At 36.0% G+C, this 15,650-nt stretch carries 18 protein-coding genes; 17 read left to right on the plus strand and 1 reads right to left on the minus strand.

Annotated elements, in window-relative coordinates:
* Position 1: 1 nt before the first annotated feature.
* From HCB45_RS09925 to HCB45_RS09990, 14 genes are all read left to right on the plus strand, one after another.
* Positions 2 to 1,033 carry a F0F1 ATP synthase subunit delta gene (locus tag HCB45_RS09925; protein WP_185319554.1) on the plus strand — a complete coding sequence of 344 codons (1,032 nt, stop codon included), beginning with the start codon at positions 2 to 4 and terminating at the stop codon, positions 1,031 to 1,033.
* Complete coding sequence (locus HCB45_RS09930) at positions 1,030 to 2,526, plus strand: F0F1 ATP synthase subunit alpha (protein WP_185319553.1); 1,497 nt, start codon at positions 1,030 to 1,032, stop codon at positions 2,524 to 2,526. Before HCB45_RS09925 ends, HCB45_RS09930 begins: the two co-directional genes overlap by 4 nt.
* Positions 2,523 to 3,392 carry a F0F1 ATP synthase subunit gamma gene (locus tag HCB45_RS09935; protein ID WP_185319552.1) on the plus strand — a complete coding sequence of 290 codons (870 nt, stop codon included), beginning with the start codon at positions 2,523 to 2,525 and terminating at the stop codon, positions 3,390 to 3,392. The genes HCB45_RS09930 and HCB45_RS09935 overlap by 4 nt, the downstream gene beginning before the upstream one ends.
* The gene (gene atpD, locus HCB45_RS09940) at positions 3,393 to 4,763 is read left to right on the plus strand and encodes a F0F1 ATP synthase subunit beta (protein WP_185319551.1); all 1,371 of its coding nucleotides are present in this window, start codon (positions 3,393 to 3,395) and stop codon (positions 4,761 to 4,763) included.
* A gap of 12 nt (positions 4,764 to 4,775) precedes the next feature.
* Positions 4,776 to 5,108: a F0F1 ATP synthase subunit epsilon gene (locus HCB45_RS09945; protein ID WP_185319550.1), complete on the plus strand. Its 333-nt coding sequence runs from the start codon at positions 4,776 to 4,778 to the stop codon at positions 5,106 to 5,108.
* Positions 5,089 to 5,649: a hypothetical protein gene (locus tag HCB45_RS09950; RefSeq protein ID WP_185607974.1), complete on the plus strand. Its 561-nt coding sequence runs from the start codon at positions 5,089 to 5,091 to the stop codon at positions 5,647 to 5,649. The genes HCB45_RS09945 and HCB45_RS09950 overlap by 20 nt, the downstream gene beginning before the upstream one ends.
* A gap of 124 nt (positions 5,650 to 5,773) precedes the next feature.
* The gene (locus HCB45_RS09955; RefSeq protein ID WP_185319548.1) at positions 5,774 to 6,406 is read left to right on the plus strand and encodes a cyclic nucleotide-binding domain-containing protein; all 633 of its coding nucleotides are present in this window, start codon (positions 5,774 to 5,776) and stop codon (positions 6,404 to 6,406) included.
* Positions 6,407 to 6,691: 285 nt separating this feature from the next.
* Positions 6,692 to 7,657 carry a mannose/fructose/sorbose PTS transporter subunit IIA gene (locus tag HCB45_RS09960; protein ID WP_185607975.1) on the plus strand — a complete coding sequence of 322 codons (966 nt, stop codon included), beginning with the start codon at positions 6,692 to 6,694 and terminating at the stop codon, positions 7,655 to 7,657.
* Positions 7,658 to 7,680: 23 nt separating this feature from the next.
* On the plus strand, positions 7,681 to 8,487 hold the full coding sequence (locus tag HCB45_RS09965) for a PTS mannose/fructose/sorbose transporter subunit IIC (RefSeq protein ID WP_003764836.1): 807 nt from the start codon (positions 7,681 to 7,683) through the stop codon (positions 8,485 to 8,487).
* A gap of 21 nt (positions 8,488 to 8,508) precedes the next feature.
* Positions 8,509 to 9,420 (plus strand): PTS system mannose/fructose/sorbose family transporter subunit IID, encoded by a 912-nt coding sequence (locus tag HCB45_RS09970; protein WP_003728942.1) that lies wholly within the window; start codon positions 8,509 to 8,511, stop codon positions 9,418 to 9,420.
* Positions 9,421 to 9,546: 126 nt separating this feature from the next.
* Entirely contained in the window at positions 9,547 to 9,939 is a 393-nt protein-coding gene (locus tag HCB45_RS09975) for a DUF956 family protein (protein WP_185319813.1), read from the plus strand.
* 118 nt (positions 9,940 to 10,057) lie between these two features.
* Complete coding sequence (locus HCB45_RS09980; protein ID WP_185619746.1) at positions 10,058 to 10,408, plus strand: DUF2200 domain-containing protein; 351 nt, start codon at positions 10,058 to 10,060, stop codon at positions 10,406 to 10,408.
* 205 nt (positions 10,409 to 10,613) lie between these two features.
* A complete protein-coding gene (locus tag HCB45_RS09985) occupies positions 10,614 to 12,239 on the plus strand; it encodes a DUF6620 family protein (protein ID WP_185619748.1) in 1,626 nt (541 codons plus the stop codon).
* A 15-nt stretch (positions 12,240 to 12,254) separates the two neighbouring features.
* Positions 12,255 to 13,604: a tetratricopeptide repeat protein gene (locus HCB45_RS09990; protein ID WP_185319544.1), complete on the plus strand. Its 1,350-nt coding sequence runs from the start codon at positions 12,255 to 12,257 to the stop codon at positions 13,602 to 13,604.
* 52 nt (positions 13,605 to 13,656) lie between these two features.
* On the opposite strand, the gene HCB45_RS09995 is transcribed toward HCB45_RS09990, so the two are convergent.
* A complete protein-coding gene (locus HCB45_RS09995) occupies positions 13,657 to 13,953 on the minus strand; it encodes an ArsR/SmtB family transcription factor (protein WP_185319543.1) in 297 nt (98 codons plus the stop codon).
* A gap of 111 nt (positions 13,954 to 14,064) precedes the next feature.
* Between HCB45_RS09995 and HCB45_RS10000 the strand changes: the two genes are divergently transcribed.
* The 3 genes from HCB45_RS10000 to HCB45_RS10010 all read left to right on the plus strand — a co-directional run bounded on the left by HCB45_RS10000 (position 14,065) and on the right by HCB45_RS10010 (position 15,469).
* A complete protein-coding gene (locus HCB45_RS10000; protein ID WP_185319542.1) occupies positions 14,065 to 14,355 on the plus strand; it encodes a putative quinol monooxygenase in 291 nt (96 codons plus the stop codon).
* A 13-nt stretch (positions 14,356 to 14,368) separates the two neighbouring features.
* Positions 14,369 to 15,001, plus strand: coding sequence for a nitroreductase family protein (locus HCB45_RS10005; RefSeq protein WP_185319541.1), 633 nt, complete (start codon positions 14,369 to 14,371; stop codon positions 14,999 to 15,001).
* Positions 15,002 to 15,094: 93 nt separating this feature from the next.
* Positions 15,095 to 15,469, plus strand: a complete 375-nt coding sequence (locus HCB45_RS10010) for a hypothetical protein (RefSeq protein ID WP_185319540.1) — start codon at positions 15,095 to 15,097, stop codon at positions 15,467 to 15,469.
* The last annotated feature ends 181 nt before the right edge of the window (positions 15,470 to 15,650 follow it).

Raw genomic sequence — 15,650 nt, forward strand, 5'->3', positions numbered from 1 at the left:
CATGGAAAAAATGATTCAAACAATAATTCTATATAGTGTTTTCGCAGTAGGCTTCTTATATTTACTGCATTTCACCTTACGAAAATTAGAAAATATCTTGACGAGTTTCTTTTATGAAGTGAGCCAAGATCAGTCCCTTGAAAAGGAAAGCCTTTTGCGTCGTTTAAAGCGACAAAAGGTGGCTACTACCCTAGAAGAACAAAAAAATCGACAATTAGCTTTAGAATCAGAGCAAAAAGAAGTAATGTTTTTAGAAGAAATTGATCAGCTAATTGCTCAAAATAAGCAATATGAACAAAAATTGCATGAATGGGAAAATACACAACCTAAACAAATAGTGGAAGTTCCACTTGTTGAGACAACGCCACATGCGCCGTATAAATCGCTAAGTAGCTACATGAATGAAATTTTTCAACAAGTTTTTATTCAGTCAGAAGAAGATGAAGCAAAATTATTTACGGAAGCTATTCGCGAATTTGATGCGTTAGTTCGAACAGAAAAGATTCGTTGTGCGCTACCGTATAAAATAATCTTACAATTATTTGAAATGTATACCCCTGAGCAATTACATTTATTTACTCAATCATTTCAGAAATACAATGATCGTGCGAGTAAACTGCATGTAAAACAAATTTATCAAAGTAGTTACCTCTCTCCAGAACAAAAGCTAAAAGTAATGAAAGAAGAGGGTACCTTAGATGAGTTAGATGCGGAATTTATTCAATTTCTTTTTTACATGATGACGCATTACTCTTATCGCCAAACGCGAAGCCTGTATCGAAACTTTTTGGAAGTGTACAATATTCAATTTTACACAGGTCTTATTAGTATTAGAGTTGCTAGTCAAGAGTCAGCCAATCATTTTGAGAAGCTATGGCAACCAGCACACAAAACTTATAAGACAAAGTATCAGGTAGAAAAAGAATTAATTGGCGGAGTTATTGTTCAGTACGGTTCGAAAGCGATTGATATGAGCTATCAGGAACTAATTAAGCGATCAACAGAAAAAATGGAAGCGGAAGTGAAACTTTGAAAACAATTCATTTTGATATGAACAAATACGAAACCCATGTAGACTTGGAATATTTGAAAGAGAATGGCCGAGTGGAAAAAATTTCTGATGGAGTTATTTTCAGCTCAGGGTTAGAAAACGCATCACTGCATCAAGCAGTTATGATTGATAACAAACATCGAGGTGTCATTCTTGAACTAAACGAAGAATTTGTTGGTATAGGTTTAATTGATAAAACGAACGATATTTTGGAAGGGATGAGCGTTTCAGTCTCTGGTAATTTTATCGAAGTGGCTCTTTTTGAGGATATGACTGGTCGTATTATTGATACAACTGGGAAAATGCTTTATGAAGAAAGTGAAGAAAAACCAACCGCTAGCTCGCCACTTTTTTGTGTAACACCAGCGATTATGACGATTGATAGTGTGACTCGTCCGCTTAATACAGGATTAGCAGTTATTGATTCCATCACACCCATCGGTCGAGGACAACGACAATTAATCCTCGGTAACCGCCAATCAGGAAAAACCCAAATTGCAGTAGATACCATTATTAATCAACATGATCAAAACGTTCATTGTATCTACGTAGCTATTGGTTTAAAAGCAGCATATATTGCAGAAGTCATTGAAACGCTACGAAATCACGGAGCGATGGAATATACTACTGTAGTAGCCACAGCAGCTAGTGACTCACTTACAGCGCAATATCTAACCCCGTATGCAGGAATGGCAGTTGCAGAAGCATTACGTGACCAAGGAAAAGATGTTTTAATTATTCTAGATGATTTAACAAAACATGCGGATGCTTATCGAGCAATTACATTACTTTTTAACCGTCCCCCAGGAAGAGAAGCTTATCCAGGAGATAGTTTTTATATCCACTCCAGTCTTTTAGAAAGAGCTGTTCAAATGAATGAGGAACATGGTGGCGGCTCTATTACCGCTCTACCAATGATTGAAACATTATCCGATGATGTGACAGCGTATATCCCTACAAACGTTATCTCGATTACTGATGGGCAGCTGTTTTTGAAATCTGACTTATTTAATCGTGGTCAAAAGCCGGCAGTAGATGTTGGTGTATCGGTTTCAAGAATCGGTGGCGACGCGCAACATCCCGTCATCCGTAAGCTTAGTAAAAATTTAACTCTTATTCTTTCTCAATATGAGGAATTAAAAGAATTACTTGATTTTGGTAATGCACTGGATGATGGTAGTATGAAAATGGTCTCGGATGGTCGTATACTAACAGAATTATTTAAGCAACAAATTCTTAGTCCATTATCCGTTACTGAGCTAATTGTTCTTTTATATGCTTTCCAAAATGATTACCTTAGCAAAGTGGCACCTAATAAAATTGCTTCTTTCAAAGGTTTACTATTAGAAAAAGCTCATGCGCATCAAGATTTTACCGCGTTTTCTAGTGATATTAATTCCATTAGCGAGTTAAATGAAGCGCACACTAAAATGTTAGAAGAGATTATTCAGGAAGTGGGGAGGCTTTTTAGTTGAGTAGTATAGACCAAGCCCGAAAAACCATTAAAGCACTAAACTCAACATACAAAATAGTCCACGTCACAGAATTGGCAACGCTCGGTAAACTATCCACTTTACGAGAAAAAGCCGAAGCAGCAGTTAGTTATTACGAAACAATTTTAAAAAGTTTGCGATGGGTGCGAAAAACGATGCATCCTGGCAATAATAACGTAAAAGAAGAGAAAAAGATTACTGCAATTGCCATAACTTCAGAGCGTGGCCTTTGTGGTGCTTATAATAGTGAGGTTTTTGCTGAGATTGATCAGCTAATAGCTACACTTGGAGATCAAGTAACGATAAATTGGGTAGTTGTGGGGGAACAAGGCCATCGCTACTTAACGAGACTTGGTCAAAACATCACAGCATATTTACAGTTTTCCCTTGAAAATATTGATTTAGAAACAACCACTGCTGTTACCGCTGATTTTGTTGATCAGATTAACTCGGAAGAAATAGATGCATTGTATGTAATTTTTACCAAATACTTTAATGCCGTCCATTCAGAAGCAATGTGTGAAAAAATTTATCCTGAAATTCCGGAAGAGTCGGATAATCTACCAATTGAAGTAGATTATGTACTAGATTTTGAAACGGAAGAGGAACAGGTTGAGCAGTTATTATTAGAAAACTATTTATGTGGTCTGCTATATAGTATGTTCCGTTATTCGGTCGCTAGTGAGTATTGTATGCGCCGAATTGCCATGAAGCAAGCAAAAGACAATATTCAAAAACAGTTAGAAGAAGCCATTTTTAATGCCAGAAAGCGGACGCTACAACAGAAAACGGGCGAGCTACTAGACATCATCAGCGGTGCGCAGACAATCAGGAAGGAAGAAGAGTAAATGAAAAAACACACAGGGACCATTATTAGTATTAGTGGTTTTGTTTTAAAAATCGAATTTAATGAGAGTGAACTGCCTGAAATTGGCTTTGCACTTGAGTACCATACCCACCAAGGAACCTATCTTGCTGAAGTTGTTCAACACACAGGAATTAATACAATTTCTGCTATCGCTATCGGAGAAGTGAGCGGGCTGGCTAGAGGAACAGAAGTGGTTAATCTAGGTCATCCAATCGAAGTCCCCGTAGGCGAAACCGTGCAAGGTAGAATGCTAAATGTATACGGAAAAGCAATCGATGGGAAACCAGAACCAGAAGCTGAAGTGAAGTGGCCCATTTTCCGGGAACAGCCATTACTTCGTGATTTAGATACGAGTAAAGAAATTCTCTATACTGGAGTCAAAGTAATAGACCTTATTTGCCCAATTTTAAAAGGAGGCAAAACAGGACTATTTGGTGGAGCCGGGGTTGGGAAATCGGTGTTAATGCAAGAACTGATTAATAATATCAGTATGCAAGGCGGAAACTCTGTGTTTACTGGTGTTGGGGAACGTGTGCGAGAAGGTATCGGGTTATATAAAGAATTAGAAGCAAGCGGCGTTTTACCACAAACTACTGTAGTACTTGGTCAAATGAACGAATCTCCAGGTGTACGGATGCGCGTAGCATTAACGGGCCTAACGATTGCAGAATATTTACGTGACGAAGAGAAAAAAGATGTACTTTTGTTTATTGATAACGTCTTTCGTTTTATTCAAGCAGGTTCTGAAGTATCTTCCTTGCAAGGGAAAATTCCTATTACTGGTGGGTATCAATCCACGCTTTCGAAAGAGGTTGGCGATTTTCAAGACCGCATCGCGTCTACAAAAAATGGCTCTATCACTTCGATTCAATGTGTATTCTTGCCAGCAGATGATATCGATGATCCTTCAGCTGTAGCTACATTCAGTCATTTGGATTCAACGATTGTATTAGAACGTTCGATTGCCGCTTTGGGTATTTTCCCAGCAGTAAATCCACTGCAATCTTTTTCTAGAGCACTGAATCCAACTTTTGTTGGGGAACGACACTATGAATTAGCGGTACAAGTGAAATTTATTTTGCAACGCTATATGGAATTACAAGAAATTATTAATGTATTAGGAATGGCGGAGTTAAGTGAGGACGATAGGAAGCTTGTACATCGTGCTAGGAAAATCCGTAATTTCTTATCACAACCATTCTATGTTTCGGAAAAATTCACTGGAACAGAAGGCATCTTTGTAGAAATAGAAGATCTGTTAGAAAGTGTAGAACGTATTTTAAATGGTGATTATGATGAACGTTCAGAACGAGACTTCTTGTTTATCGGATCTTACAAAGACTTGAAATAGGAGGAGAAGAATATGAAACTTAAAATCGTCTCGCCTATGGGGCAGTTTTTTGAAGGAGAAGTAGAGGGTTTTGTTATCAATACAAAAGAAGGGCAGCAAACTGTATTGGAAGAACATATTGATTGCTTAAGTTTTTTCGACTATAGTGAAATCAGCATTTTGGATACTTCGGCATCCGAACCAATCTTTGTGGCACTTGGTTATTTGCACTTAGTACAAAATGAAGCAAATATAATGGCACAATTTGCCTCAGCCGATGCTACGCAAGCTGAGCGGATTTTTGAAAGGCTTCAGAAACGAAAACAAACAGAGAGCAGGCGGACTGATGACAAGCGAGTTCTTTAATACCCTTCTGTTAATTATTAGTTTTTTGATTGGATTTTTCCTGTTGGTTCTAGTGCTGTTAGGCGGAATTCGTCATTTCCTCTCACAAGAAAAAGTTCCACTAAAACGAATTAGACGGTATCAATTATGGCATACTCGTTATCAGTTGAATGCTGAGGTGACGTCATTGCTCGTGGTTATTGTGGCGAGTCTTTTAATCAGTCTTATAATCGTTCAAATACCTGCGATTCCTTTCCAATTTACTGTATTTATTTTCTGGAGTAGTTGGTTATTCCAACTGGTTGCTTATTGGAAAAAAATACGCATACCCAAAAAGCAGAAACAGGAATTGCGACAACTTCTAGGATTCTTATGTATCACGGCAATTTATTTTCTAGGCTATTTTGGACTGAAGTATATGCATCTATCTATTTTCCATATAGCCGATTTTCCTTTTGGGCTAGCGTTTGTTGCAAGAATGTATTTGGCTATTATTAGTCTATTTGTAGCAAGTGGTTTAGTAGTTATTTGGCAACGAGTGTATGTAAAATTATTAAAGTAACAAAAAAACTTTGCTAAATGAGCATTTTGATAGAATTCCTTTAACAGTTTCTCATAAAGTTGTACTATACTTTAAGTTATTAAGTAACTAACAAGTATATTGGCCGAAAGGAAGTAAATTAAAAATGACTTTTTTAGAATTCCATCAATTAGTCAAAGAAGATTCGTTGATTTATTCATGGATTGTAAAAAACTTTAGCCTTAAACGTCAAAAATTAGATGTAGGCGGGGAAATAATAATGAACCATGAACAAGTAATCATTATGGAAGAAGGTTTATTAGTTCAAGAAAGCGAAGAAGGACGATCTGACTTTAATCGTGTTTTTATTGATAAACGAATAATTTTTACTACAAAAGGTGGTTTTTCCCTCACTGCATTAGAAAATACTTCTTATAGTACCATTCCAAGAGAAGAACTTTTTGAAAAATTAGAGGACCAAAATTTGCTTCCTACTTTCTTCTTACAAATAGCTGAAGATCTCGAAAAAGGTTTAGATTGGCAAAGGAAACTAATTTCAGTCACTGCCGAAGAACGTGTAGAAATGATTTTGGCAAAAATTATTGAGCACTATCAACTAGATTCAGAAAAAAATCCTGAATTTCCAAAATGGTTAAAAATATATATATTAGCACGATTCGCAAAATGTTCTATCTCCACCGTATCAATGATTGTGAATGATTTAGTCTCTAGAGGAAACCTCGATACTAAAGGGACTCCTTGGCGATTAACACAAACATATCAATCAAATTGTGCTTAAATAATATTCCAGAAAACCCGCGAAAACTTAAATTTTCGTGGGTTTTTTACATTACTTTTAAAGAAGAATAAAATTATTATGCATTTTTTAATATACATAATATAAATTTGAATACACTTCATTTTTAAAATAAATTTTCTGTATCAATCAGTGATACACTATAAAAAGTATTTTTTAAAAACGTTGCGGCTGAGAGCTTTTTTTGCGATACAACAAATTGGCACAAAACTTGCAAATAATAGAGCGGGTAGCAAAATAAATGAAATTATATTAGGAGGGAAAAAGATGGTAGGAATTATCCTCGCAACTCACGGTGAATTTGCTGAAGGTATTTTGCAGTCCGGAACAATGATTTTCGGCGAGCAAGAAAACGTTAAAGCAATCACTTTGATGCCAAGCGAAGGTCCTGAAGATATCAAAGCTAAAATGGAAGCTGCAATAGCAACTTTCGATAGCCAAGATGAAGTTTTATTCTTAGTGGATCTTTGGGGAGGCACACCATTCAATCAAGCAAACGGTCTTTATGAATTACATAAAGATAAGTGGGCTATCGTAGCAGGACTTAATCTGCCAATGTTGATTGAAGCTTTCTCATCACGTTTTACAATGGAAAGCGCACACGAAATCGCAGCAAATATTCTTGCGCCAGCTCAAGAAGGTGTTCGTGTTAAACCGGAAGAACTACAGCCGCAAGTAATAGCTACTGAACAGCCACAAGCAGAAATCGCTGCAGTTGGTAACGGCAAAATCGAATTCGTTTTAACTCGTGTTGATTCTCGTCTATTGCATGGTCAAGTAGCCACTGCATGGACTAAAGCAACACACCCAACAAGAATTATTGTTGTTTCGGATGCAGTTGCAAAAGACGAACTTCGTAAAAAATTAATCGAACAAGCAGCACCACCAGGAGTAAAAGCTAACGTTATCCCAGTCCAAAAAATGATTGAGATTTCAAAAGATCCACGTTTCGGCAATACAAAAGCACTTTTATTATTCGAAAATCCTCAAGATGTTTTACGCGCAATTGAAGGTGGCGTAGAAATCGAACAAGTAAACGTTGGTTCCATGGCTCACTCTGTAGGTAAAGTTGTTGTTAGTAAAGTACTTTCCATGGGGAAAGATGATGTTGCAACCTTTGAAAAATTAAAAGAAAAAGGTGTTAAATTCGATGTGCGTAAAGTCCCTAATGACTCAAGCGCTAACATGGAAGAAATCATCAAAAAAGCAAAAAATGAACTAAAGACACAATAAAAAATTAAAATAGGAGGTTTATTATGTCTGTCATATCAATAATTTTAGTAGTACTTATTGCATTTTTAGCAGGTATCGAAGGAATTCTAGATGAATTTCAGTTCCATCAGCCATTAATCGCATGTACATTAATTGGTCTCGTAACAGGTAACTTAACAGCATGTATCATCCTTGGCGGAACTCTACAAATGATCGCACTTGGATGGGCAAACATCGGAGCAGCCGTAGCACCAGATGCCGCGCTTGCCTCAGTAGCTTCAGCAATTATATTAGTATTAGGTGGACAAGGAGTAGCAGGTATTCCGTCCGCAATCGCGATTGCAATTCCACTTGCAGTAGCAGGTCTTTTCTTAACAATGATCGTTCGTACATTGGCAGTTCCAATCGTTCACTTGATGGACAGAGCCGCTGAAAAAGGGAATATACGCACCGTAGAGTGGTTACATATTTCAGCAATTTGTATGCAAGGTATTCGTATCGCAATCCCTGCAGCAGCACTTTTATTCATTCCAGCAGACAGCGTTCAATCTTTCTTAGAAGCAATGCCAGCTTGGTTAACAGATGGTATGGCTATCGGCGGAGGAATGGTAGTTGCCGTTGGTTATGCGCTTGTTATTAACATGATGGCTACTAAAGAAGTATGGCCGTTCTTCGTAATCGGTTTCGTAGTTGCCGCAATTTCTCAATTAACACTTATCGCAATTGGTGCTCTAGGTGTTGCACTTGCTCTTATTTACCTTAACCTATCTAAAATGGGTGGCGGTAATTCAAATGGCGGTGGAGGCGGAAACTCACGCGATCCACTCGGCGATATATTAAACGACTATTAATAAAAAAAGGAGGAGAATAGAATGGCAGAAAAAATCGAATTATCAAAGAGAGACCGTCTACGCGTAGCATGGCGCTCTACGTTCATTCAAGGTTCATGGAACTACGAACGTATGCAAAATGGTGGCTGGGCATTCTCTATGATTCCCGCTATTAAAAAATTATATAAAACAAAAGAAGACCGTTCATCTGCGTTAAAACGTCATTTAGAATTCTTTAATACACATCCATATATTGCATCTCCAATTCTTGGGGTAACACTTGCACTTGAAGAAGAACGTGCAAATGGTGCAGAAGTTGATGATGTAGCAATTCAAGGGGTTAAAGTTGGTATGATGGGACCTCTAGCTGGTGTTGGTGACCCAGTATTCTGGTTTACAATTCGTCCAATGTTAGGAGCATTAGGTGCTTCTCTTGCCTTGAGTGGAAACATTCTTGGACCTATCTTATTCTTTGTTGCTTGGAACGTAATTCGTTGGGGCTTCATGTGGTATACACAAGAATTCGGCTATAAAGCTGGTTCTAAAATTACTGATGACCTTTCTGGTGGCTTGCTGCAAGACATTACAAAAGGTGCTTCGATACTCGGGATGTTCGTCCTCGCCGCCTTGGTGCAGAGATGGGTAAATATCCAGTTTGCGCCAATTATCTCGAAAGTTAAACTTGATGAAGGTGCGTATATTGATTGGAGTCATCTTCCACAAGGCGCTCAAGGTATTAAAACGGCTTTAGAACAGCAACAAGCAGGTTTAGCTCTTTCCGAAATTAAAGTAACAACTTTGCAAAACAACTTGGATAATTTAATCCCAGGACTTGCAGCAGTAGCTCTTACATTCTTATGTATGTGGTTACTTAAGAAAAAAATCAGCCCAATTATCATCATTCTAGGTCTATTCGTAGTCGGTATAGTTGGTCATTTAATCGGGCTTCTGTAAAAATAAGCTGATCAAAAAGAGGCTGGCGAAGCAATCACTGGCCTCTTTTGATTTTAAGTGTATGACATGAGTAAACGAATGCGTTATAATAAACAAAACAAGCGAAAAGAAATGGAGCGAAAACAGTTGGTTCAATCGATTAATACAAAGGTAGACTTAACAATAGATGCCACCGCGTATACTGGACTTACAGATTACGGTAAAATTATGATTGGCGACAAAGGTTTTGAATTTTTTAACTCACGCGATGTGCGTAAATTCGTCCAAATTCCTTGGGAAGAAGTAGATCAAGTTATTGTATCTGTTATGTTAAAAGGCAAGTGGATTCCTCGCTACGCCATTAAAACAAAGCGTAACGGCACATACACATTTGCTTCTAAAAAGCCTAAAGAAGTTTTACGTAAAATAAGAGTTTATGTCGACCCAGCCAATATGGTGAGCTCGCTAAGTTTCTTTGATGTTATGAAGCGCTCGTTTCGGTCGATATTTAGCAAGAAGAAAAACAAGCAAGCTAAATAATTAATACTATAAGCTTTAGTGGACAAATTTTTGTCTATTAAGGCTTTTTTTTTGAACAAAAATTGTATTTTGTTACAATAGGTAATGAAAGTAAAATTGAATTGGAGGAGGATACAAAATGAAAAAACCAAGAATCTACACAATGTCATTCGCTAGTGTATACCCTCTTTACATACAAAAAGTGGAGAAAAAAGATCGCACAAAAGAAGAAGTGGACGAAATTATTTTTTGGCTAACAGGATACGATCAAGCTTCTTTAAAACAAGCCATTGACCAAGAAATTGACTTTGAGACATTTTTTGAACAAGCACCAAAAATGAATCCTAATGCCTCTTTAATTACTGGTGTTATATGTGGCTACCGAGTGGAAGAAATTGAAGATAAACTTATGCAACAAATTCGTTATTTAGACAAATTGGTCGATGAACTTGCTAAAGGAAAGAAAATGGAGAAAATACTTAGAAAATAATATCTTCTAAAAGCCTGCTCTTAACATGAGCAGACTTTTTTGTTTGCTTTTTTTTTGGTAAATTCAACTAAATAAAATACTTAAAAGCAAATAAATAGCAGTTATATCCTTTTTTTAAAATGTGAAAAATGAAGTGTTAAAATTATATAAGTTAGCGAAGTATGAATCATTTTTACTATAAAATATTACAGAAGGAGTAAAGTAAATGTTTAAAAAATTATTTGGAAAAAAAGAAGTAAGAGATGTACAAGAAGATACAGTTAAGGTTTTCATCAGTCCAAAGAAAACAGGAGAAGCATTAGAAATAGAGGAACTTGGACAATTAGTGAGGAATAATACAGGAGACGAAAAGACAGAAATTCCGTATTTTAACCGTGAACAAGTAAAAGTATTTGAAAATATTTTAGAAAGACGCGTACAGGCGTACTTGAATGACCCAGAAAACGAAGGTGACATAGAAACAGAGGAAGATTTAATTTCACTAAAACAAGATTTTGGTCAACGTTTGCTGAACGAGATTTTACCAGAATTAACTAATGCAGAACGAGAATATTTTACAACAGAGTATTCGGCGAAGTTACAAGGAGTGAAAACGTATCGTACAGTAACTGAAGACAATAACTATGAAAGTATTCACGGGATTGATATGAAAGCTTTTGCAGAAGGATCCTTCCGTATGGCGTCTGGAGAAGATGGCGATAAAGTTATTAAGTCTTATGGTGTTAGTAACGAGCAGTGGGGAGAAATAACACTCGCTTGGACAGAGCGAATGAAACATGATAACAATTTGGTAATATTATACAGTCAGTATATGAAACCAACTGAAGTAGAGATAAATAATTTTTCAGAAGCAGGTCAACGATTAGTACAAGATCGTCGCTATTTCCAAGATGTATTTGCTTATTATCAAGCTGCTTATTCTTTAGGTCTTGATGGTGAAGCATTAACAAAAGAAAAATTTGGTCATGCTAGTTTTGATTTACAACAAGCAAACCAGTTTTGGGCAAAAGAAGATGCTGCGAGTTATGATCATACTGTATTTTTTGATCCTTACTTTAAGGAACGTCAAAAAGCTTATGAGCGAGAATTGACCAAAATGGAAAGTTTAGCCGACAATCCTTTAAGCGGGGTGAAGTTTGATTTACAAGATTTCGGGCAGCAGGCTAAGTTACTAGATTTGGAAGCTTGTATCACTAAACTCGGCACGAATCATCCAGCGCTTAAATTCTTAAATTCAAAAGATGAAGAGGAAATTGAAGAACTTGGAAAAGTGTTGTTTCATCAAGGAGATGTTAATATTGTAGGCGACTTTTCTTCATATCCAGATGATATTTTTGCAGGTGATGAAGAGCTTTCCGAAGAAGAAATTGGACTGATTATTATTTTAGGGAATCTTACTGTATCAAAAGATGCTCATATTAATACACATTTTTATGTAGAAGGTAACGTTATAGCAAAAAGTGTAGATATATTAAATGATGATGAAGAACAAAATATAATAATTACCGGAGATTGTACAGTAACAACAGGGTTCTTTATTAGTAATTCTATTATTAATTTGGGGATTACCGGGGAATTAAAAACGCCTTGTGTTTTAACAGCAGTTCGCGAGGGCCAATTAAAAATAAATAAAGTTAATGCAAATGCTATTGGTATAAATGGTTATGTGGATGACGAAGAGTTAGGAACGGATAAACTAATAAAAAGTTTAGGGTTAGCACAGACGATTTCCGCAGATAATTTAGCTAAAGTATCCAATTTTGATGAAGATGCAATGATGACAGAGGATATAATAAAAGACATTATTGATGGGGATATTAAGTTCAATTAGGCGGAGGTAATTAGGATGTTTAATTCTAAAGGAAGAAAGAAATTTGAAGAAGGCTTATATTATTTAAGTAACAATAGGCCGAGAAAAGCTTTAGAAGCATTTAATGAAGTTCCCAAAAAATCTAAATATTATAATGAAACACTAGCTAATATCATGTGTGCACTTAACGATGTGAATGATTATGAGGCTTCAAAAGAAATCTTCCCAAAGATTAAAGAAGTCTATCCAACGTACTATATTGCAGCAACAAATCAAATGCAAGCACTTCTCGAAACAGGATATGCGAGTCAATCAGTACGGCTTTTTCGCAGTTTGAAACAACCAGAAGTTATTGATGATAATGTATTGTTATTTTGGAATGCAGCTGTAGCTGCGAATCGCTCTGATGAAAATGAACTAGTCATTGAACTGTGTAAAATACTAGAACAATTAATGCCTGACCATGAGTTTTTGGATGTATGGCGTGGTATAGCGTATTATAATTTGGAAGACTATGATAAAGCGGAAAAATTACTACTACGATTTGCCAATTTTACTGGCACAAAGTATCGTGTCCAACTAAGCAAGGATAAATGGATGCAAAAAGCTTTATACACACTGATGCTTCTTTATAATCGAAATGGTAACAATTTACTTGCGAAAAAATTTGAAGCGGAATACGAAGCGCAAAAAGAATATGAAATCGCAGTAAGCTATTTTCAACAAGGTGATTTTTCTAAAGCAATGATTAGTTTAGAAAAAGTACCGCCGAGTGTAGCAATCTCAGAAAACGTTCTTAATGATAGTATAATGTGTTATGTTCATTTAAAAAAATATGAGAAGGCCTTAGAGTTGTTCAAACAGATAAATAAAGATTCTAATATTTATTATTTAGCTGTAATTAATTACGTAGCTGCATTAAATGGATTAGAGAGATACGAAGAAGTGTTAGCGATGGAAAGTGTCATTCCCCAAACTTTTAAACAATATAATATTTTTCTACACAATTTGGTAAATGCGGCGGAAGGTGCTAAAGATTATAATACGGCTATTAATTATTGTGAAAGAATCCTAGAAATTGAAGAAGAAGAAAAATATCGTTATAAAAAAGGACTCTTTCAGTTTTATTTAGAACAATACGATACAGCTATTGAAACATTAAACGAGATTAATAGCTGGCACTATCAAGATGATTACGTTGATGTAGTATATCTTTTCGGCTGTTGTTATGAACGACTAGAAGAACAGGAGAAGGCAGAAGAATTTTTTAATGAGGCTTATTCGTTAGAACATTCTAGTGCGACTGCTATGTTTGTTAATGATAATGGAGAAAGACAACAAATACATGTTAGCGGTCGAAAGCCATTTAAACCAGAAATTAAGTAGAGAAGACAAACTATTAATTAAGTCATGTATAAAAAACAAACAACAATCGATATTACTCATCGGTTGTTGTTTGTTTTTTTATAAAGAAATCGCCTATTTGATTGACAATTTCTTCCCTCACCGAATAAATATGTGTTGTCCCTTCTTTCCTTAAGTTAATCAGTCCCGCTTCTTTAAGTAGTTTGATGTGATGTGACATGGTGGATTTGGAAATATTGTAAGTAGTTCCAGAGAAGCGTTTCTCTTTGTTTTTAAGTAAACATAAGAAAATATCAAGTCGAATTGGGTCACTTAAGGCTTGAAAAATTAATAATAAATCTGATTTTGATAGCTCATTTAACTTTTTCATATGATTATCATATCATAACTTACATTTTAATTGCGCGTAACTTGCTGATATGTTATATTATGATAGTTCGAAAAAAATCGAACTATAAAATCCGAAAGAAGTTGTTGGCAAATGTTGCATATTGAAGCAAAAATGACGATAAAAAAAGAACAAATAGAAGCTTTTTTGCAGGCAGCCAAGGAAGTTATTGTCGCATCACAAGCAGAAACAGGAAATCATGGCTATGAATTAGTGCAATCTACGGAGAATGAGACAGTTTTTTATATGCTGGAAAAATGGGCAGATATGGATGCTATTCAACAACACAATGAAAGCGAGCATTTCAAAAAATTTCAGAGTGCCGCTGCTAATTTTGTTGCAAGACCACTTGAAGTTTCGGTGTTAACGCCACTTGCGCGCTAAGGAGGAGAAAGAGATGACTTATTTAAATAATGATTTTGAAGATTTAATGAAAAATCGTCGTTCGATTCGAGAATATGATGAAACGGTGAAAATTAGCCAAGAAGAAATGAAAGCTATTTTAGAGGATGCGGTAACGGCTCCATCATCTGTAAATATGCAGCCGTGGCGCTTTGTAGTTGTAGAAAGTGATACTGGTAAAGAAAAATTAAGTTCGTTAGTGCGCTTTAACACACGCCAAAACGAAACTTCTTCCGCGATGATCTTAATTTTCGGTGACTTACAAAACTTTGAAAATGGCGAAAAAATTTATGGAGAAGCTGTGAATCGTGGTTTAATGCCAGCCGAAGTAAAAGAACAGCAAATGGCAAAATTAAGCCAGTATTTTGAAACGATTCCTCGTTCAGAAGCAGAAAGGGTTGTATTAATTGATGGTGGTCTAGTGGCGATGCAATTAATGTTGGTTGCACGTGCGCATGGTTATGATACAAACCCAATTGGTGGTTTTGAGCGTAAAGAAGTGGCAGAAGCGTTTAACATGGATCCAGAACGCTACGTCCCAGTTATGCTCGTTTCTATCGGAAAAGCTAAAAATTCCGGCTACGAGTCTTATCGTTTACCAATTACGGATGTAACGACTTTCGCATAAAGAGGGGAACAAGGAATAGCCGATATTTCCTTGTTCCTTTTTGTTCTTCTTGGTATAATAAAAGCAACATAAAGCCAAGGAGGAGAAGCAACTATGACGATCAAAATAACTCGTAAAACAGGTATTGGCGGCGGTATTACTCCAGTAAACATTAGAATTGAAAATGAAGAAATTGTAAAACTCGATAACCACCAGTCCCATTTTTTTATGCCTAAGATGGAAAAAACAAAGGTTAGAGCGACTGATTGGTTATATGGGAGTAAGGAAGAGATCTTGGAAAATAGTAATGACGTAATTGTGCGAATTAATCGTAAAGCACTAATATTAAATTATTCCATGTTCCCGTTTCTTTTTTACGGTTTAGTTATGACTAGTTTTGCTTCTACATTAATAGGACTCGGTCTTTTCTTGGTATCCATTTTTTATTCACGAAAGCATTGGTTTGAATTTGTGAAAATCAAAAAATAATTATTCGATAGTATAAGCTATGTGCTTGTACTATTTTTTATCTGTGTAAGTTTTTATTCTATCTGTGTATTTAATAAACAACCCTAAAGCGTTGAATGATAACGCTTTCTTTTGGCATGATTATTGCATGTTATATAACTGCTCAGGATGAATCTTTAATTAAAGGAGGGAAATTAGAGAA

Source organism: Listeria farberi (assembly GCF_014229245.1).
Taxonomy (GTDB): Bacteria; Bacillota; Bacilli; order Lactobacillales; family Listeriaceae; genus Listeria; species Listeria farberi.

Bases quoted from the DNA above. Each gene is read 5' to 3' on its own strand.
- HCB45_RS09925 (WP_185319554.1), top strand. From the start codon at position 2: ATGGAAAAAATGATTCAAACAATAATTCTATATAGTGTTTTCGCAGTA.
- atpD (WP_185319551.1), top strand. From the start codon at position 3,393: ATGAAAAAACACACAGGGACCATTATTAGTATTAGTGGTTTTGTTTTA.
- HCB45_RS09945 (WP_185319550.1), top strand. From the start codon at position 4,776: ATGAAACTTAAAATCGTCTCGCCTATGGGGCAGTTTTTTGAAGGAGAA.
- HCB45_RS09950 (WP_185607974.1), top strand. From the start codon at position 5,089: ATGACAAGCGAGTTCTTTAATACCCTTCTGTTAATTATTAGTTTTTTG.
- HCB45_RS09955 (WP_185319548.1), top strand. From the start codon at position 5,774: ATGACTTTTTTAGAATTCCATCAATTAGTCAAAGAAGATTCGTTGATT.
- HCB45_RS09960 (WP_185607975.1), top strand. From the start codon at position 6,692: ATGGTAGGAATTATCCTCGCAACTCACGGTGAATTTGCTGAAGGTATT.
- HCB45_RS09965 (WP_003764836.1), top strand. From the start codon at position 7,681: ATGTCTGTCATATCAATAATTTTAGTAGTACTTATTGCATTTTTAGCA.
- HCB45_RS09970 (WP_003728942.1), top strand. From the start codon at position 8,509: ATGGCAGAAAAAATCGAATTATCAAAGAGAGACCGTCTACGCGTAGCA.
- HCB45_RS09980 (WP_185619746.1), top strand. From the start codon at position 10,058: ATGAAAAAACCAAGAATCTACACAATGTCATTCGCTAGTGTATACCCT.
- HCB45_RS09985 (WP_185619748.1), top strand. From the start codon at position 10,614: ATGTTTAAAAAATTATTTGGAAAAAAAGAAGTAAGAGATGTACAAGAA.
- HCB45_RS09990 (WP_185319544.1), top strand. From the start codon at position 12,255: ATGTTTAATTCTAAAGGAAGAAAGAAATTTGAAGAAGGCTTATATTAT.
- HCB45_RS09995 (WP_185319543.1), bottom strand. From the start codon at position 13,953: ATGAAAAAGTTAAATGAGCTATCAAAATCAGATTTATTATTAATTTTT.
- HCB45_RS10000 (WP_185319542.1), top strand. From the start codon at position 14,065: ATGTTGCATATTGAAGCAAAAATGACGATAAAAAAAGAACAAATAGAA.
- HCB45_RS10005 (WP_185319541.1), top strand. From the start codon at position 14,369: ATGACTTATTTAAATAATGATTTTGAAGATTTAATGAAAAATCGTCGT.
- HCB45_RS10010 (WP_185319540.1), top strand. From the start codon at position 15,095: ATGACGATCAAAATAACTCGTAAAACAGGTATTGGCGGCGGTATTACT.